This window comes from Sabulibacter ruber (genome assembly GCF_017355955.1).
GTDB lineage: Bacteria > Bacteroidota > Bacteroidia > Cytophagales > Hymenobacteraceae > Nibribacter > Nibribacter ruber_A.
On sequence record NZ_JAFFID010000003.1, the window covers coordinates 211,720 to 231,302 of the forward strand.

Genomic DNA, 19,583 nt, shown 5'->3' on the forward strand with positions numbered 1-19,583 from the left:
CTTATCTCCTGAACCCTTTAACAGTTACAATAGATGAAAAGGGCTTTATTTATATTTTAGAATACTACGGTTCATTCTCCCACATCAAAAAATTTGATTCTGAAGGGAAGCAGATCACAACGTTTGTAGGCCCAAAGCCGGGTCTCTACCATGGTACTCAAAGACAGTATGTCACAGCAGGTTTAGCAGTTGACCATGAAGGTAATATCTATGTAACCAGCTATGAAAATGGCGATAATCACGCCTTATTGAAACTAGATTCAAATGGAAAAACTATCGCAAAAATTGGACCTGTTGGGAAAGGCCTCGGACAATTACATAGGCCCTCAGATGTTACGGTAGATGCGGCCGGAAATGTCTTTGTCTTAGATTTAAATGGCAAACGGATACAGAAATTTTCCTCTTCCGGAAAGTTTATCCAACAATACGGTTCCTTTGATGTGAAAGAAGAAGATTACTATGCTATTCGTTCCAGTATCTCTTCAGATGCATTCGGGAATATTCTGGTAGCTACACTGGGAGACAGCCATTTAGGCGTAAGAGGTGCTTATGTAAAATATTATGACCTGACCGGGAGGTTGAATTTTGCCCTCCCCATCAACACACCAAGTGTGGCTATGAACAAAAGCGGCAGCCTATTGGCCATGGCTGACCCGCAATATGATATAGTCACAGTCTATTCAACTGCATCGCCTAAAGAATACAACCTGATTGAGGGCAACATCTTCCTTGATAATAACTTTAACTGTGTGGTTGATGCCAATGAAACCCAACTTGCCGATATCATTGTGAAAGCCGAGCCGGGCCCGTACTATGGGGCAACGGATGAGAATGGCAACTACCGGCTCCTGGTGGGAAAAGGCACTTATACAGTAAGGCCGCTGGCAGAAAATACCTCAGGCAAATCCCTGACCACCACCTGTATGTCTGGTGACGCTGCCCGAGGGGTTCACTTTGAGAGCTTTGGCAACTATTCTGCCGGCAACAACTTCGGGACCAAAGTCACCCTATCCCCCTATCTCAACGTAAGTGTTTCCTCTGACCGCCGGCGTAGGTGCTTCCGCAACACCACTACAGTCTCTTACTCAAACACTGGCTTTGCGGCTGCTTCCAATGCACAGGTGACAGTACGCCTGCCAGAATTTGTCTCCTTTATTTCTGCCAGTGTGCCGCATACTAAGGACGAGGACGGGAATTTTGTTTTCCAACTTGGTAACCTGCAGCCTAACCAACGCGGCACTATCACCATCACAGATTCGGTTTCCTGTGCCGACCCCACAATCCGGGGACTTACGGTTTGCACCAAAGCCTGGATCACCCCTTCCAACTCTTACCCTTTTGAGTCTGGTTACAGCAAGGCAGACATGGTGATCACCGGCAGTGATCTGGGTGAGGGCCAAACCCGGTTTGTGGTGAAAAACCAGGGCGCAGGCGATATGGCAGATAGCCTTTCATTCCGTGTTTTTCAGGACCTGGAGCTCTCCCTTTCCAGCAAGTACAAGCTTTCTGCTGGCGACAGCTTGGTGCTGCGCTTCCCCACCGATGGCCGGGTAGTGCGGGTGGAGGCAGACCAGCCCCAAGGTCACCCGCTCAAGACTCTGGCCAGCGCCAATCTGGAAATACAGGCCCGGAACAACGGTATCCCTGCCCTGCCCATGATGGCGTTCCCTCCCGATGATGCCGAGCCAGAAATCACCGAAGAATGCCTTCCCATCATTGACTCCTTTGACCCCAATGACAAACAAGTAATTCCGGTGGGGCAAACCGCTGAGCACTACACTCCTACCAACACCCCGCTGCGCTACACCGTCAGGTTCCAGAACACGGGCACAGACTACGCTTACCGGGTGGTAGTGGTAGATACCTTGTCGGCAGATCTGGATATGAGTACTTTTCAGGTTGGGGCGGTCTCGCACCCTTATCGGATGAGTGTGAGCGGGAAGGAACGGCCGGTGGTTACCTTTACCTTTGACAACATCATGCTGCCAGACAGCGCCCGCGACCAGGCAGGCAGCAACGGAGCCATCCAATTCAGTGTCAAACCCAGGGCAGGCCTACCGGAGAAACACCTTATTGAGAACTTCGCCGATATTTTCTTCGACTACAACGAGCCCGTGCGGACCAACACTACCCAAAACCGCATCTATGACATGCCTCCCGTGGTAAGTAGAGACAAGCAGCTCTCCACAGATAAAGTAGTGGCCTCCCCCACCATCACGGGCATCACGCCAAATAAAGGTAAGGCCGGAACCTTGGTGACAATCACTGGCAAAGCTTTCTCAGTAGTTGCGGCAAACAACAAGGTCACCTTCAACGGAGTGGTTGCGCCGGTAGAAACCGCAAGCCTTACAGAACTGAGGGTGCGGGTACCCTCAAACGCCATTTCTGGTAAGTTACAACTAGTCACTCCAGACGGGGTGGCCACTGGTTCTGATAACTTCATTATTTACCATCCGCCCACCATCGCTTCAGTTTCTCCTTCCGAAGGCGTAGTAGGCTCAGAGGTGATCTTGCAGGGAGAGAATCTAAGCGCTGATCTGGTAGAAACGGTCCAATTAGGGTTACTCACCTGTGAGATAGTGCGCTTTACCCAAAAATCTGTAACCATCAAAGTACCAGCCGGATCTACCACAGGCAAGTTCACCCTCCTGAGCAAAGGCGGAACCGCTACCAGTACTACGCTTTACACCGTATGGCACACCCCACATATAGCTGGTTTTGATAAAGTCAGACAGCGGGTTGACCGAAACCTAACCATTCTGGGAGAGAACTTTGCCCCTGCGGCCCTTCGAAACAAGGTTATGTTTGAAGACAAGGAAGCAACTGTGTTGCAAGCAAGTGAAAGCAGTTTAGTGGTGCGCGTACCCAATGGAGCCAGAACCGGGAATGTAAGCCTGACTACCCCTGGCGGTACTTCCACCCACCCTTTTGAAATTATTCCCGCCCCGGTACTCACCCAGGTGCTGCCTGAAGCAGCAAGTGTTGGTACCGTGGTAGAACTGAAGGGAGAGAATTTTTACACCTTGGGAGCACAGGATACAGTGAGCTTTGGAGACGCTAAGGCGGTGGTGCTGCAGGCCTCTGCCACCAACCTGAAAGTGAAAGTGCCGCGCGGGGCTGTCACCGGTAAAATAATGGTCGCAGGTTTGGGTGGCCGGGCGGAAAAAGACTTTACCGTGGAAGAACTCACCCCAGATCAGGCCATACAAGTGTACCCTAACCCCAGCTCAGGCCGGTTCACGGTTGACTTCACCAAAGCCGATTTTGATGTGCAGACCGTGCAGGTATTTGACCCAACAGGAAAGCTCGTTTACTCTGAAAAGGTGAATTCGGGGTATTCTGAGCAAATTAAGGTAAATCTAACAAGCAAGAAGCCCGGGCTCTTTCTGGTGGTAGTACAAACCAGTCGAGGCAATGTAGTGAAAAAGATATCGCTGCTGTAGACGATAAATTCATTTTACTTCATTTCGGTTGACAGCTTTTAATAGATGATATGCTTTGATTACAGCCTTTGAATCAATAATCCTTCCTATGATCAAAAAGCCCTTAGCTGATGCTGAGGGCTTTTTTGTGATACAGTGCTCCTGATAGAGATTATTTACCGGTTTTCCTCTGGTCAGCAAATGTATTTACCTCACAAAGGTTTACTGTCCAGATCTGTGGCACCTTCAATCTTCAATGGTTCCGTTTTTTGCCTTGATTTTGTAAAAAGAACGCAGAAACTGAAAACCAGGATTTGGATTGATGCCTCAAGCAAATGAGATCTATCTACCCGCAGAGCACTTGAATCTTATTCAAGTTAACTGACATCCACCATATTACCTCTTACCCCGCTTAGCGCTTTGAGGAAGCAGGTTCTGTATTCATTTTCAGCATTTTATCGGCCCAGGGGATGAAGAACTTGAAGTTGGGGGCATCGGTGTGGCCGCCGTCGTGCTGGCGCCAGGCCAGTTCCCCGTCCAGCAGGCTCACGTTTACGCCCGGCATTTTGGCAATTTTGTAATCGTGTCCAACGCCCAGGTCACGGGCGCCCAGCAACTTGAACGCCGGTCCGGCCGCCACGGTGGCCATGTAGCTGCCCTGCTGGTCCAGCCACTTGGCGTCGCCTTGCTCGGGGATACCGTAGCTGATGAAGGTGGGCCGGGGGGCGCACAGCGCGATGAGCTGGTGCGCGTCCACCGGCAGGTCATTAGCGGTCTTGGAACCGAAGGTAGCCTCCGAGGCGCCGTATTTCAGGAAGTTGCCGGCCATCCAGTGGTACTCATAGCTGCTGGTGAGGCTTTCCACGGCCTCGCCGAAGTTACGGCGGTGCAGCTTGGCCCCGCCCTCGCCGGAAGACCCGATGAGACCTACCGCGAACCGCTGGTCAAAGGCCTGCGCCACCAGCGCCGCCTTCCCGAACCGCGACACACCCTCGATGCCCACCCGCTTGGCGTCTACCATCGGGTCGGTTTCCAGGTAGTCCAGTCCGCGGGAGGCGCCCCAGGCCCAGGCGCGCAGGGCACCCCAATCCTCAGGATTCCGCGGCTGGCCTTTGTTCACCAGCCCGATGATGCCCTTGGTGAGGCCCGCGCCGTTGTCGGCCTGGATGCTGCCGGGCTCAATCAGGACGTAGCCCCAACCGGCTGCCAATAACTGGTGCGTGGGAGGTGGATCTCCGGCCGGGGGCGGACCAATCGGAGGAGGCCCCTGCGGGGCGATGGGCGTGTAGGCGGGGTACTGCTCAAAGACGGCCTTCAGCGAGGGGTCTGCCTCCACCAGCAGTTTCTTCATGGCGGCGTTGATCTTCTCCAGGCTTTCCTTGGGCGGCTGCGCCGGGGCCGGCAAGGCGCTGCGCCCGAACATCATGAGCACCGGCACCGGACCCTTGGCGTTGGCGGGCGTGACCACCGTCATGTTGATGTTCACCTCCAGCAAGGGGTACTGCGAGTTGTCTACCTGGCCTACCAGTTGTTTGGCGTTCACCGGAATCCAGCCTACCATCTCGCGCTCCGAGACCAGGGTCTTCCAGGTCACTTTGGGCACGTTTTTGGGAATCCGGCCGAAAATCTCCCGTTCAAACTCCTCCACTATCTCGGGCCGCCGCTGGTTCCACCATTGGCCCGGGGTAGTCACTTTCTTGCCGTTTTTGAGGGTGAGCAGCTCGGGCAGGTTGGGGTACGGGTTGGCCTTGGCCTCGTCGTAGTTGGCTGCGTTGGGGGACTTCTCGTCTCCGCTGGGCCCGGGCCGGAGCGCCTTGATGCCCAGCTGCCTCATCATGTGCTGGTGGTCCTGCTCGGCGGTGAAGTTCACCGGGGCCGGATAGTTCGTATTTGCTTTGGTTGCCGCCTGCTGCGCCGTGGCAGAAGAAACTGAAAAGGCAAACAGAAGGTAAAAGGCTTTTTTCAATAAAGTAGATTTTTAAGGTGGGGCATGGCATTAGTAGGTCAATGACTATTCTTCTGTTTTGGTTGCTCTTTCTGTAAAACACAGCGGAAATACGGAACTCACTTAGGGCCAACCTCTACCCGCTCTAATAAAGTACACATTTTCCCTGAGAGTAGCTAAAGGCCAGGTTCGGTATTTAGTTTACCCTCCCAATCGGGTGATAAGATGCTCCGTAGCTGAAGATTAACCCAAAGCGTGCCAGGGACAAGATGCTACTAAGAAGCCTTCTTTAACTTAAGAATTCCCGCTCCAACCACTCCAGTCCGTTGGGCAGGTCCAGGCAGTTGAATTCCAGGTGGATTACCCGGCGGTGCCTTTCGTCTTCGGTTTTGGAGGAGGCGTGTAGGGTCAGGGGCTTCATCAGGTGCGCTCCACCTCGCAGCACTTTACAGCATTTGCTTTCCTCCGCCTCCCGCATATGCGCTATTTCTTCGTTCGTCAAAATTTGGAAGTGGGTTTTGGGAATCACGCGCAGGGCGCCGTTTTTATGGTCGGTATCGTCCAGGTGGATGCGCACGGTGAAGGCTTTCTGCAGGTATTCCAGCGGCGGGATCACGCTCACCAGGCCGGCTTTGTTGGTCCACCCCCGGAAACCCTCCGTTTCCACTCTCTCCTGCACATTGATGGGCACATCCTGGTGCCAGGTCACATACCAGTTAGATTTTGGTGGTTTGTCAAAGTAAATGGCCTTGGTGAGGAAATAGTCTTGCCCAAATCCTTCCTTCACTAGGGAGCAAAGGTTCTGGTTGAAGAGCACCGGTTTCAGCTTAGGGATTTCCTGCAGCAAGCCCCGGATGGCAAACAGGTCATCGGTCCTTCTGAAACGGTTGGGGTCTTCTGTGGCGCGATGGATGATGGACAGCATTTTGCCTACCTCCTTCTGCGTGTACATGCCGTCCAGAATGGCCGTGCCGCTGCGCAACAGTTTCTTGCGGCTAGATTCCAGTTCAATCAGGCGCAGTTCCTTTTCATACAGCTCAGCGGCGTTCTTCATTTTGTCCTGGATCCGGCGTTTCAACCGTTCGGGTTTGAGGACCTTGATGCAGTCGCCAAAGCCCAGGATCTCCCGCTCCAGCTCAAAGTTCAGCTGCACCTGAATCTGGATGATGATGCCGTTACTGGTTCTTTCCAGCAGTTTTTGGGTGAGGTGGAAAGGTTTGGTGAGCACGTAGGGCGCATTGTCGGCGTTGACATACAACTCCACCGTCTGGGGTTCATCGTTGGCCACGGTTACGCCAATCACGTCTTTGAAATAGGTGCTTACGTCCAACGTGGTGTTCTCCACGTAGGGCACCACCGCGTCTCCCACGGAGATGATGCGGTCCAGCGCCAGGGTGAGCACCGGCTGGTCTTTTTTCCGCACCCCCACCAGGAACCAGCGGTTTCGGTACTCTTTCAGAAAATAAGGATGAAAATGGAAAGCACTCGCCTCCCTGGCCCGGAACGACTGGTACGTAAGGCTGATGGCTTTCTTCTTCAGGATGGCCTGGTACAGCGTGTCAATGTGCTCCAGGCCTTTCAGGTGCTCGTTTTTCTCCAGATCAATAATGGGTGCCTGTTTGGTTTTGGCCGTGTGGATGCGGTCTTCCAGTTTCTGCACCATGCCGTTGAGTTCGTTGAAGTGCGTGAAGCCCTTGAACTGCCGCAGGATTTCCACCACTTCGGTGAGCTTGCCCAGGTCCTGGTCGGTGAGCGGGATGTTGGTGATGGAATAGTTTGGGTCTTCGTAGGTGTAGTACTTCTTGTCTACCACCACAATGGGCGCGTTATAGCCCAGTTTGTCACTGCGCATCAGCTGCAGGTCCATCTGCACCGAGCGGCGGCTCACGCCTTTGTCAATGCCCTCGTATTCATACAGCGCCTCGGAACAGGCTTCAATCAGGTCTTCCAGGGTCCATTTACGGTAGCGGTTTCTGAGACAATTGTCAATGGTTCTGAACCGGATGAGGGCGTTGCGGTTAACGGGCATGGAGTTGAATTTGGAAGAAAATTAGAAAAAACTTTCTGCTGCGCAAAAACACTGCGCAGTGCCTCCTTTCTTTTGAGGCATCAAAAGAGACCGAAGATGAGAAACGAGATTCTACAGAAGCTTCTGGAACTGGAGCGCACCCACCAGATCACCATTCTGTTTGCGGTGGAGAGCGGCAGCCGGGCCTGGGGCTTCCCTTCTCCTGACAGCGACTACGATGTGCGCTTTGTCTATACTCACCAACCCGACTGGTACCTTACGCTGGAAGAACAGAAAGACACCCTGGAATGGCTGGAAGGCGACCTGGACTTTGTTGGCTGGGAACTGAGGAAGGCACTTAGGCTAATGCGTAAGTCCAATGCCTCTGTGTTTGAGAAAATGCAGTCACCTATCCTGTACCTGAAAAGGGGCTCTTTTCTGGAAAAGATGCAGGAAACGGCTCCGGCGTACTTCTCGGCCAGGGCGGGCCTCCACCACTACCTGAGCATGGCCTACAACTATTACAACTCCTGTGCGCCGGAACCCGAAGTGAAGCTCAAAAGCTACTTCTACCTGCTGCGCACCGCTTTAGCCAGCCTCTGGATTGTGGAGAATAAGAGTATTCCGCCCCTGCTGTTTCAGGACCTGCTTCCTCTGGTGAAGGACCAAACCATGCGGGAAGAGATTCAGCAACTACTCCAGGTAAAGACGAAGGTTGATGAGAGTTACCGCCATCCCAAACAAGAAACATTAGAAACCTTCGTAATGGGTCTGCTGCAATACTGCGAAGCAAAAGCCGGTAGCTTACCCAAGGCGCAAGGCTCCACCACAGCGCTAAACCAACTTCTGCGTAACACAATTCTTGATTATGACACTCAGCCTCCACAACTTGTCTTCTAGAAACCTGCTGCTGCTGGAAACCATCAGCGGCAGCAGAGCCTACGGACTTGACACCGCCACCTCAGATACTGACATCCGGGGAGTGTACCTCCTTCCGCAGGAAGACCTTTACGGGTTAACCTATACTGACCAGCTCAGCAACGAGAGCAACGACATTGTTTATTATGAATTGAAGCGATTTTTGGAATTACTGGGCAAAAACAACCCTAACATGCTGGAGTTGCTGGCCATGCCGCAGGACTGCATTCTGTATCAGCATCCTTTGTTCCGGCACCTTACCCCCGGGTTATTTCTTTCCAGGTTATGCCAAAACACCTTTGCCGGGTACGCGCTCACCCAGGTGAAGAAAGCCAAGGGGCTCAACAAGAAAATAGTGAACCCCGTGGAGCCGGAGCGTAAATCTGTGCTTGATTTCTGCTATGTGCCGCAAGGCCAGGGAGCGGTACCGGTCCAGGAGTTTCTAAAAGCCAAAGGGTTAAAACAGGAAGATTGCGGCCTGGCCAAGATCCCGCATATGCCAGAACTCTACGGGCTCTATTTTGCGGAGGATGTAAAATTCAAGGGGATTGTACAAAGCGAGGTAGCCAATGATATCTCACTCAGTTCCATCCCTAAGGGATTGCCCCCTATGGCGGTGATGTCCTTCAACAAAAACGGGTATTCCACTTACTGCAGAGAGTACAAGGAGTATTGGGAATGGGTAGAGAAACGCAACGATGCCCGCTACCAGAACACCCTCTCACACGGCAAGAACTATGACGCCAAAAACCTGATGCACACGTTCCGGCTGCTGGACATGGCCGAGGAAATTGCCCGCACCGGCCAGATTGTGGTACGCCGGCCCAACCGGGAGTTCCTGCTAAAAATCCGCTCCGGAGCTTTTGAGTATGCAGACCTGGTTGCCATGGCCGAAGAACGAATCGGAAAGATGGATTCTCTCTACGCCGCATCAGACTTGCCCGATGAACCGGACCTGGAAAGAATCAACCAAACGCTGGTGCAGATACGGCAGGAGTTCTACCATGAATTCAATTGAAAATCATGGTAGAACTCCTGCCCTTATTTGGCTTTTGGCATTTCCTTTTCAGGTAGAACTCTCTCATTCTAAACCAAATTAAAGTAATTTAACAACCTATGATTGATTAAGAAGCCGCCTTTGCTAACTCAATGTCCTGGTCTTGTTTTTAGCTTATTATAGCAAAACAAGCCTACATCAGATTTGGCAGTAAATACATGATCCCACGATTTTCTATTTTTTGCTCCTAACTAAAATCACTATTACTTAATTAGGTTCTTTGGCTTACCTTTATCTCAATAAATTATAAAATATTGAATCTTTCCTAACCCGCTTGCTTATGAGAATAGCTTTACAAAAGCTACCTTTAGTTTTCTTCTTTTTACTACTTTCTTTCCAATTACGGGCTCAAAACACCGGCTTCACCTTTTCCCGTACTTTAGGCACACCCCTATCTACTCCCTTTCAACTAGAATTAGATCAGGAAGGAAACATGGTGGTCTTGGAGCACAACATCCTAAAAACCCTTGATAAAGATGGAAATCTCCTTAAAAAATTGGATCTGGTAAGAGACAATGATCCAGGAACTTTCCAGTCGTTTGAACTAGATAAAGAGGGCAACATCTATTTAGTGGATGTTTATCACTCTAACCTGCAGAAGCTTAATTCCAAAGGGGAAGTGGTTATGAAAGTAGGCTCCGAAGGAATAGGGCCTCAAAATTTCTATCATCCCAATGATCTTACTCTGGATAAACAGGGGGATATTTATGTAGCAGACACCTATAATAACCGAATACAGAAACTCAACAACAAAGGCGAATTTCTGAAAAGTTATGTGTTCCCCGGTGATACAGTCCACAAAAAAGCTGTCGCTATTGAAAGTGGCCCTAGTGGTACTTTGTATGTACTGGGCATTTATGGTAAACTCTATAAATTAACAGAAGACCTGCAGTTGATTGACAGCATGCAGATTCAGTTTGAAAACAACCCAACGTTCAATATTTCTAATTCTTTAGGGCTTGATAAAGAAGAGAACATTTATGTGTTCAACACCAGTCCTGCAAGAGTAGACAAATACTCCTCTTCCGGTCAGTTTCTTCAAAGCTATACCTCCTCGGTAAATGGAGTCAGCAGCTTTACGGGTAGCCGATTTGAAATCACTATTTCCGATAACGGAGACGTCTATGTGACAAACAGAGGCAACATTGGTACAGGCACCATACAAGTTTTCAGCGCCAGTGGTGAACTAAAGAAGAAAATTGGCAACGAGAAAGAGTTTATTGGTATAACGCAAGATGATCAAGGACAATTTTTTCTTTTGCAAAGAGAACCTACCTATGCTATCCGGCACTATAACTCTTTTGGGGTATTTGTAAAGGAATTTGCTTATAAAGGCAATGAAGATGGTCCTCAATGGACTCCTATCACTATAAAGTCAGACAGAGCAGGTAATATCTATTGTTTAGAGATTAAGTCTACGGATACAGGCCGAGCTAGAATACAGAAGTTCTCAAATGAGGGGAAATTTATTAAAACTGCTGTTGAAGTTGCCCTTGATCCTGCCAATTACTATGCCTACTTAAAAGGTGACTTCCAGATAGATTACTATGGAAATTTCATGTTGTTAGACTGTTATAGAGGGACTATAAAAAAATACAATCCTCTGGGCCAGCTAATTACCACCTACGGGCTCAGCACAAATAGCCGGCGCTTGTATATGCCTTCTAATCTTGCCCTGGACCCAGATGGCAATATGTTTGTCTTAGATATGGATGGGTATAGGATTCATAAATTCAACTCAAAAGCTGAATTACTACATGTATTTGAAACCCCAAAGCAAGAGGGATTTATGTTTGCCGGATTTAAACTCCAAGCCTCTTCCATGGCGACAGATGGCCATGGCAATCTGTATCTCTGGAATGGGATAGGCAATATCATTCGTATTTATAACCCGTCAGGAACTCAGATAAACCAAATCAATGGCTCTTCTGGGTATTTATCTATAAACAGGAAAAACACAAAACTCCTAGTATTGAATCTCTCTTATGTGAATGAGCATATTTCAAACGAAGAAACTTCTAGTGCTCCAATTAAAGTCTCAGTGATCACTGGCAGGGTTTTCAAAGACTCTAATTCTAATTGTGTACAAGATGTAACAGAAACCCCTTTAGCTGGAATTGTAATGAAAGCTGAGCCTGGGCCCTATTACGGAATATCAGATGATACCGGTCTATACACAATTCCTGTTGATACAGGTAGATACACAGTAAGCCCTATCTTACCTGGAGAAGAAGTTGGAAGGGACATTAGATTTAACTGCCCTTCTTCCACTATAGTGCCGGTCAAAAGCTATCTTAGTCAGGTTTCTGGTCCTGATATAGGCCTTAGTGTCCGTTTATCCCCCTTCCTGAATGTTAGTGTTAGCTCAGACCGCCGGCGTAGGTGTTTTCAGAATGTAACCACGGTCTCTTACTCCAACATGGGGTTTGCCGTAGCAAGGGGGGCACAGGTAAAGCTGCAGTTGCCGCAAGAAGTTAGTTTTATCTCCGCCTCTTTGCCTCATTACCAGGACCATAAAGGCAATTACGTCTTTGAGGTGGGTAACCTGGAGCCCGGCCAGCACGGTACCATCTCCATCATTGACTCCGTATCCTGCGATAATCCTGACATAAGAGGACTGACGGTCTGCACCAAAGCCTGGATTACACCTGCCAATGCCAAACCAGAACCTTCCCACTGGAACAAAGCTGAAATAGCGGTAAGTGGAGCGGCCACCGAGAGCACCCAAGCCCGCTTTGTCATCCAGAACCAGGGCACCGGCGACATGACCGACAGCCTCTCCTACCGGGTTCTCCAGGATGCCGAATTGGCGTTGAACAGCCGGTATAAACTGGCCGCCGGCGATAGTTTGGTGCTACGGTTTCCCACAACGGGCCGGGTGATACGCGTAGAGGCCGACCAGCCCACAGGATATCCTATCAAGCCCCTCGCCAGTGCGAACGTGGAAATAAAGCAACGCAACACCGGAATACCCGCCATACCCATGATGGCTTTCCCCGTGGATGATCCTGAGCCAGAGAAAACAGAGCAATGTCTCCCCATTATTGACTCTTTTGACCCTAATGACAAGCAGGTAGAACCCGTAGGCCTCACCGCTGAGCACTACACGCCCACGAACACTCCTCTGCGCTACACGGTGCGGTTCCAGAACACGGGTACCGATGTGGCTTATCGGGTGGTAGTGGTAGACACGCTTTCCGCCGATGTAGATCTGGGGTCCTTGCAAATAGGCGCTGTTTCACACCCCTACAAATTGACTGTGACAGGCAAAGAGCGCCCAGTGCTCACCTTCACGTTCAACAACATCATGCTGCCAGACAGCTCGGTAGACCAGGCAAGAAGTAACGGTTCTATCCAGTTCAGTGTCAACCCCAAGGCCAACCTCCCCGAGAAACACCTGATAGAAAACTTCGCAGATATCTTCTTTGACTACAACGAGCCGGTAAGAACCAACACCACTGTAAACCGTCTCTATGACATGCCGCCGGTTGTAAACGCTGATAAACAGCTTTCGGCCAGCGAAGTGGTTGCTTCACCTTCTATCACCAATTTCACCCCAACGCAAAGCCGGGCAGCCCAGATAATCATCATCTCCGGCAGGAACTTCGCGGTACCTGCGGCAAAAAACCAGGTCACGTTCAACGGAGTACCGGCACAGGTGCTAGATGCTAGTGAAGCTTCCTTAAAGGTGGTGGTACCTTCCAACGCTTTTACCGGCAAAATCAAAATAATCACCGCAGACGGAGCCGTTACCAGCAGCAGTGACTTTGTCATTTATCTGCCCCCTGTCCTCACTTCTGTTAGCCCGCAGGAAGCTGTTCCCGGCCAGGTGGTGACACTTACAGGCAATCATTTCTCTCCAATACTTCTGCAGGACACGGTGACCATCAACGGAGCAGAAGCCCAAGTGCTGGAAGCCACCGAAAACCAGTTAAAAATAAGAGTGCCAGAAAACGCCTATTCTGGTAAAATCAAGTTGAAAACGCTGGGCGGCCAGGTAGAGACTGCAGAAAACTTCAAAGTATGGCATCACCTGGTTATTGCTGGTTTCTCCCCATCAGCCGGGAAACATGGTGCTGAGGTAGTCATCACGGGTACTAAGTTTTCAGGCAGCACCCAGAATAACAAAGTGTGGTTCAATAACCAACTGGCCGAAGTGGTGTCTGCTCAGCCTACTTCGCTCACCGTAAAGGTGCCTGCAGGAGCTACTACTGGCCCCATCAAAGTGGAAACCGAACACGGCCATGGGACCAGCAATTCAGCTTTTACGGTGTACCAACCACCGGTAATCTCAAGCTTCAGCCCCGCCGAAGGTATCATCGGCGCTGTGGTCACTCTGGAGGGCAACCATCTTTCTGAAGACCTGGTGGAAAGTATTACCCTGGGTACCATCCCGTGCTCCATCATCGGCTTTGGGCCCAATTCTGTGCGGGTATGGGTTCCTGCCAGGGCAGAATCAGGGAAGTTTAGCATTCAGACGAAAGGAGGTATAGCCCAGAGTACCTCTGTTTACCATGTCTGGTACCCACCGGTGATTTCAGGCGTGGACAAACTGAGAGAGCGGGTAGGCGGAAACCTTACGCTTTCCGGATCAAACTTTGCCCCACAGGCTAGCCGTAACAGCGTCTTGTTTGGGGAAAAGCCTGCTCAGGTGCTACAGGCAAGCGAAACCCAACTGCTGGTCCGTATTCCGGAGGGAGCCACTTCTGGTCAGGTAAACGTGACCACGCCGGGCGGAACAGCTTCCCATGGATTTGAGATCATTCCAGCTCCCGTGCTCACCCAGATCAAACCCGCCTCGGCCAGCATGGGGTCGGTAGTGGAACTCATGGGGCAGGAATTCATGACCCTGAACCAAACCGACACCGTGTATTTTGCCGGAGTGCAAGCGGCTGTTTTAAGTACCTCGGCTTCTGTGCTGAAAGTTCGGGTGCCCAGGGGAGCCGTCACCGGGAAGGTTACCGTTGCAGGTGCCGGCGGCAGAGCCGAGGCGAGCTTCCAGGTGGAGGAACTTACCCCAGACCAAGCCATCCAAATCTACCCTAACCCCACCCCAGACCGGCTTACCGTAGATTTCATCAAAGCAGACTTTGACGTGCAAGCTGTACAGGTCTTTGACCTGGCTGGCAAGCTGCTAATATCTGCGCCTATTGCAAGTTCCCAGTTAGCCCAGGTGGAAATCAACCTTGACTCCTCTCCTACCGGCATCTACGTTCTGGTAATTCAAACATCCAGAGTGAAAGTGGTGAAACGGATCAACCTTCTGTAGAGGGAGCTTTTTCTTTCTCTAAAAGATAAAGCCAAGGCTCCACTCCTTGGCTTTATTTTTTTGAGAAAGTCAGGTTGATGCATGTACCTCCTTAGTTCAAGTCAACTGATTTCAAGCCGTTTAACAAAAAACACGCTAAAAACTTACTTCATGCAATTTGCTGCGCAAAAACACTGCGCACCTACCTTTTCTCTTTGCCATAGTTCACCACTTACCTATTGAAAACTATGGCAAATACTTCTATCCTCACCGGCAAAGACCTTCTTGCCTTGGGGTACCCTGAAGGAAAGACGATTGGCATTAGCCTTCGCCTGATGGCGCAGCATTACCACCACTTTTCTTTAGAAGATCAGATTCGGCTTACGGCTCAGGTTCTGGCAAATCCAGCGGAGTTTCTGACGCACGAAAAACTTGCTTCACTGGCCGAGGCGCTGACAGAACAAGTAAATCCCGGTGTTATCCCCTTGCACGAAGCTCCGCTGCCCTTTGCAGTGTACGATGGGGCGGGGATTCAGGAGGGCGCCAAACGGCAGATGGAAACGGCCATGCGCTTGCCAGTGGCAGTAGCCGGTGCCCTCATGCCCGATGCCCACCAGGGCTATGGCTTGCCCATTGGCGGGGTACTGGCTACCCGTAATGCGGTGATCCCCTATGGCGTGGGCGTAGACATCGGGTGCCGAATGTGCCTTACCCTCTACCCTGCCCCATCTGGGTTTATAGACCAGAACCGTGGGCCATTAAAGAAGATTTTGGTGGATAACACCCGCTTTGGAAGGGCAACGTTTCAGAAGCCTATGGACCATGCCGTAATGGACCGAGCAGAGTTCACCGAGATTCCGGTGCTGCGCAGCCTGAAAGACCGTGCCTTTTCTCAATTGGGTTCTTCAGGGGGCGGAAACCACTTTGTGGAGTTCGGGACGGTTGCCCTCCCCGATGCTCAGAATGAATTTGGGTTGCCTGTGGGCGATTACCTGGCGGTTCTTTCCCACTCGGGTTCGCGTGGATTGGGGGCCAACATTGCCGGATACTACACCAAACTGGCCATGCAGAACTGCCCGCTGCCCCAGGAGGCCCGCCACTTAGCCTGGCTGGACCTGACCACTGAGGCGGGTCAGGAATACTGGCTCGCCATGAACCTGGCCGGTGACTACGCCAGCGCGTGCCACCACCAGATTCATGACCGTCTAGCCAAGGCTTTGGCCCTGGAACCACTGGCGAGGGTAGAGAACCACCACAACTTCGCCTGGAAAGAACAGGATGCCAATGGTCAGGAGTTGATTGTACACCGCAAAGGCGCCACCCCCGCCGGCATGGGTGTGCTGGGAATTATTCCGGGTTCTATGACGGCTCCCGGCTATATTGTGCGGGGGCGCGGAACAGCCGCCTCGGTGAACTCTGCCTCGCACGGAGCCGGACGCCAGATGTCCCGCACCCAGGCTAAGAACACGCTTTCCGCGGCCCAGGTACAGCGGCATTTACAGGAAGCAGGCGTTGACGTAATCGGGTCCGGACTGGATGAAGCTCCCATGGCATACAAAGACATTCGCCAGGTGATGGCTGCGCAACAAGATTTGGTAGAAGTCGTGGGAACCTTCTCGCCCAAGATTGTGCGCATGTGCGGCGATGAGCAGTATTTAGAGAATGATTAATAAAAAGGAAAGCCTCCCCTGGCACGATTAGCCAATGGGAGGCTTTACTTTTTTAAGTACGGGTTAGTTTCACCCTTTGCTTCAATTCACCGTAACCTCATACACCCCGCCTTTGTAAAGGCCCATGTACAGCCTGGTTTGGTTACCAGATTTAACCTGCACCATGTCCCACACCCCTCCAAACAGAGTTGCGTCCTTATGCGCAAATTCTTCCCAATTGGCTCCACCGTCTCGGGAAATGTAGAGGATAAGCGGCTGCGGATGATCAAAGTTCTTTAGCCAGCTAGCCGCGTAAATGGTTTTATTGTCTGTTTCGTCTATTTCAACCCCAAAGTAAAAGCGGGCTTTGTGGTCATCGTGCTTGATGGTAGTCCAGGTAGCGCCATTGTCGGTGGTTTTGATGATACCGTCTTCCCCGCCAATGAGTAAAGTATTGGCATTAGTCTTATCAAAGGCAATATCCTTGGCTACACTGGGGGCCGGCAGCAGACCTTGCCAGCTACTCCAACTTTTATGAGCCTGGGAGTATTTAAAAAGGGTAAAGCTTTCTATTCCATTCTGTCCGCCAGACCAAAGATCCCCGTTCAAAGGGTTCGCCTGAACAAAATCCAGCCCCGATCCCAAGCCCTGCCATTCTCCTTGCAGGGGTGTCCAGGTACTTCCCAGATCGGTGGATTTGGCAATGACCGTGTTCCCTACCGCAAGTATTTCCTGGCTGTTTTCCAGGTAGAAGAAATTGTTCAGTGATTCTGGAAAACCACCGCCAAAATTGTTTGCCACCTCCTGAAAAGCAGCACTGCCACCCACCTTCTTATAGATTTTATACGTGGTCTTGCTTTGGTTTGAGCCGGCGGCAAGGATAACGTTGTTTGGCAGGAAGACCATAGTCTTGACAATCTCCCCCTGTAAGCCTACCGGCTGCCAATCTGCTGCTCCGGTAAGATTTCTGGAAAACAATCCATTATCTGTGGCAGCATACAGGAACCCATCTTTTGTCTTCAGTTCATACACGATTCTGTTCGCCAATCCAAAATTTTTGAAGGCAACAGGTTGGGGCTCGCCAATGGTTTCTTCGTCGTCCTCGCTACACCCCATCAGGAAGGTGAAAAGGATAAATACCTTGAGCAGCAAATAACTTTTCTTCATTTCATTAACTTATAAGAACTACTAAAAAGAGCCTTCTGCCCAAAGAATGGTTGCATACCACTGTTGTCTTCTGGTTGCTTGCTCGGCTTAGCTGCATTGAGAGAGTTGAATAATAAAGCAGTAGAATTTGAAAGCTGAACTTATAGAAGGTATCCTATTGCTGAAGCTGTATTCCTCTCCCCAAAAAATTTTCAAAAAAATTCTTCTCCTCTTCATCTGCGCAAAAAGACTGCGCAGGAGCCCTCCACCTTTGTATCGTTCACTAACCACAAAGGCGATGCGATTCAACGTATTCAAAGCAAAAGAAACCGAGACCCTGAACCATGAGGGAGCCTTGGCCTGGAAGCTGGGCCCAAAAGCAGAGCTGTATGCCGCCACGGTAACAGCTTCGTTGCAGGACTCTTTCTATCAGACCGCTACTGCCCGTCTGGAGCAGTTGCAGGTGCTGGTGGCCCAGAACGAACCGGAGTTTGTAGCAAAACTGGCCCTCTACGCCCGAACGCACATGCACCTGCGCAGCGTTCCTTTGGTGCTGTTAGTGGAACTTGCCTTGGTACACCGCGGCGATAACCTGGTGAGCCGGGCCGTGGCCCAGACCCTGCAGCGCGCCGATGAAATCACCGAGTTGCTGGCGTATTACCAGTTCCGTAACGGGCGTACCGGCACCAAGAAGCTGCACAAGTTGTCCAAGCAGTTGCAGCGGGGTATTGCCATGGCTTTCAACCGGTTTGATGCCTACCAGTTTGCCAAGTACAACCGGGAGGCCGAGATCAAACTGAGAGATGCCTTGTTTCTGGCCCACCCGGTGCCCAAAGACGCGCAGCAGCAAACCATCTTCAATCAAATCGCCACCAACACCTTGCCCACTCCCTATACCTGGGAAACCGAGTTGTCGGGGCTGGGGCAGCAGCAGTTTGACTTTGCCGAGGAAAAGGCATTGGCATTCTGCGCCAAATGGGAAGAACTCATTGACAGCGGCAAACTGGGGTACATGGCCTTGTTGCGTAACCTGCGTAACATTCTGGAGGCCGAGGTATCGGCGGCCCACATTCAGAAAGTGTGTCAAACGTTGGCTGATCCCGTGGCGGTGCAGAAAGCCAGGCAGTTGCCCTTCCGGTTTCTGTCTGCGTACCGGGAGGTACAGGTGCTAAAGTACCCAGACACCGCACGCGTGCTGGATGCCCTGGAACAAGCCGTGCAGCACAGCGTGCGCAACCTGCCCGGCTTCTCGCAGGAACAGAAGGTGGTGGTGGCCTGTGACGTATCGGGATCCATGCAGAAATCCATTTCGCCTAAAAGCAAGGTGCAGCTGTATGACATCGGGCTGATGCTGGGCATGCTGTTGCAGCACCGCTGCGAGCGTGTGGTTTCGGGCATGTTCGGTGACACCTGGAAGGTCATCAATCTGCCTCGCGGACGCGTGCTGGCCAATGTGCAGGAGTTCCATCGCCGCGAGGGCGAGGTAGGTTACAGTACCAACGGGTACCTGGTGTTGCAAAACCTTAGGAAATGCAAGGTGCAGGCAGACAAAATCATGTTCTTCACCGATTGCCAACTGTGGGACAACAGCGGTTACCAACGCAGCCTCACCCAGGAATGGAAACTGTACAAAGCCCTGTACCCCAGTGCCCGCCTGTACCTCTTCGATCTGGCCGGTTACGGCTCCTCGCCTCTCAACCTATTACAGGAAGACGTCTTCCTGATTGCCGGTTGGTCAGACAAGATCTTTGAGGTGCTGCAGGCCATTGAAAACGGCGCAGATGCTCTGGAAATGGTGGAGAAAATGGAAGTGTAGCAAAGTTGATTTCCGGCCTGTTTCTGCAAAACCGGCCGGAAACGGGGAACGCAACAGAGACAAGGCAGTGCCTTGTCTCTACAAACAAACCAAAATTGATGACAGAATAGAAGATAAGGAAAGGTGCCGTAGGTGCGTGATACTTCGTGGTAACGTCTTTGGACAAAGCAGGTTCGAACCCTGCCCGCTGGCAACAGCGGAAAGCACGTGCCGCTTGTAGCCCTTTCTATTTTAAAGCTAATTTCAGAAAACAAAGCAAAAACGAGCGGTGCCGTAGGTGGGAGTTACTTCGATCTGATATCCGTGTGTCGGGGGTTCGATTCCCTCCATTTCCCCTCGGGGAGGTGTAGCTCAGCTGGTAGAGCAACGTACAG

Annotated in this window: 9 protein-coding genes and 1 pseudogene; 7 read left to right on the forward strand and 3 right to left on the reverse strand. The window is 51.1% G+C overall.

Annotation, left to right across the window (positions count from 1 at the left end; genetic code table 11):
• Positions 1-440 precede the first annotated feature (440 nt).
• Positions 441-3,443, forward strand: coding sequence for a DUF7619 domain-containing protein (locus JT719_RS25555; protein ID WP_207434556.1), 3,003 nt, complete (start codon positions 441-443; stop codon positions 3,441-3,443).
• Positions 3,444-3,834: 391 nt separating this feature from the next.
• Here JT719_RS25555 and JT719_RS16700 read toward each other — a convergent pair whose 3' ends face one another.
• Positions 3,835-5,388 carry a glucuronyl esterase domain-containing protein gene (locus JT719_RS16700; protein WP_207434558.1) on the reverse strand — a complete coding sequence of 518 codons (1,554 nt, stop codon included), beginning with the start codon at positions 5,386-5,388 and terminating at the stop codon, positions 3,835-3,837.
• 268 nt (positions 5,389-5,656) lie between these two features.
• A complete protein-coding gene (locus tag JT719_RS16705) occupies positions 5,657-7,396 on the reverse strand; it encodes a WYL domain-containing protein (RefSeq protein WP_207434560.1) in 1,740 nt (579 codons plus the stop codon).
• A gap of 96 nt (positions 7,397-7,492) precedes the next feature.
• Between JT719_RS16705 and JT719_RS16710 the strand changes: the two genes are divergently transcribed.
• The 5 genes and pseudogenes from JT719_RS16710 to JT719_RS16725 all read left to right on the forward strand — a co-directional run bounded on the left by JT719_RS16710 (position 7,493) and on the right by JT719_RS16725 (position 16,268).
• The gene (locus JT719_RS16710; protein ID WP_207434562.1) at positions 7,493-8,275 is read left to right on the forward strand and encodes a nucleotidyltransferase domain-containing protein; all 783 of its coding nucleotides are present in this window, start codon (positions 7,493-7,495) and stop codon (positions 8,273-8,275) included.
• Complete coding sequence (locus JT719_RS16715; RefSeq protein WP_207434563.1) at positions 8,244-9,311, forward strand: DNA polymerase beta superfamily protein; 1,068 nt, start codon at positions 8,244-8,246, stop codon at positions 9,309-9,311. Before JT719_RS16710 ends, JT719_RS16715 begins: the two co-directional genes overlap by 32 nt.
• 472 nt (positions 9,312-9,783) lie before the next feature.
• Positions 9,784-10,122 (forward strand): annotated as a pseudogene (locus JT719_RS25665) (6-bladed beta-propeller); the annotation flags it as partial.
• A 1,647-nt stretch (positions 10,123-11,769) separates the two neighbouring features.
• The gene (locus JT719_RS25280; protein WP_242693313.1) at positions 11,770-14,619 is read left to right on the forward strand and encodes an IPT/TIG domain-containing protein; all 2,850 of its coding nucleotides are present in this window, start codon (positions 11,770-11,772) and stop codon (positions 14,617-14,619) included.
• Between the two features lie 227 nt (positions 14,620-14,846).
• Positions 14,847-16,268: an RtcB family protein gene (locus JT719_RS16725; protein WP_207434571.1), complete on the forward strand. Its 1,422-nt coding sequence runs from the start codon at positions 14,847-14,849 to the stop codon at positions 16,266-16,268.
• 81 nt (positions 16,269-16,349) lie between these two features.
• Here JT719_RS16725 and JT719_RS16730 read toward each other — a convergent pair whose 3' ends face one another.
• A complete protein-coding gene (locus JT719_RS16730; protein WP_207434572.1) occupies positions 16,350-17,414 on the reverse strand; it encodes a WD40/YVTN/BNR-like repeat-containing protein in 1,065 nt (354 codons plus the stop codon).
• 277 nt (positions 17,415-17,691) lie between these two features.
• Here JT719_RS16730 and JT719_RS16735 point away from each other — a divergent pair, with 277 nt between their 5' ends.
• Positions 17,692-19,209 carry a TROVE domain-containing protein gene (locus tag JT719_RS16735; RefSeq protein ID WP_207434573.1) on the forward strand — a complete coding sequence of 506 codons (1,518 nt, stop codon included), beginning with the start codon at positions 17,692-17,694 and terminating at the stop codon, positions 19,207-19,209.
• Positions 19,210-19,583: the final 374 nt, after the last annotated feature.

What these genes read in the sequence shown, in the direction of transcription:
- JT719_RS16705 (WP_207434560.1), bottom strand. Translation starts at nt 7,396, where the DNA reads ATGCCCGTTAACCGCAACGCCCTCATCCGGTTCAGAACCATTGACAAT.
- JT719_RS16710 (WP_207434562.1), top strand. Translation starts at nt 7,493, where the DNA reads ATGAGAAACGAGATTCTACAGAAGCTTCTGGAACTGGAGCGCACCCAC.
- JT719_RS16715 (WP_207434563.1), top strand. Translation starts at nt 8,244, where the DNA reads ATGACACTCAGCCTCCACAACTTGTCTTCTAGAAACCTGCTGCTGCTG.
- JT719_RS25280 (WP_242693313.1), top strand. Translation starts at nt 11,770, where the DNA reads ATGGGGTTTGCCGTAGCAAGGGGGGCACAGGTAAAGCTGCAGTTGCCG.
- JT719_RS16725 (WP_207434571.1), top strand. Translation starts at nt 14,847, where the DNA reads ATGGCAAATACTTCTATCCTCACCGGCAAAGACCTTCTTGCCTTGGGG.
- JT719_RS16730 (WP_207434572.1), bottom strand. Translation starts at nt 17,414, where the DNA reads ATGAAGAAAAGTTATTTGCTGCTCAAGGTATTTATCCTTTTCACCTTC.
- JT719_RS16735 (WP_207434573.1), top strand. Translation starts at nt 17,692, where the DNA reads ATGCGATTCAACGTATTCAAAGCAAAAGAAACCGAGACCCTGAACCAT.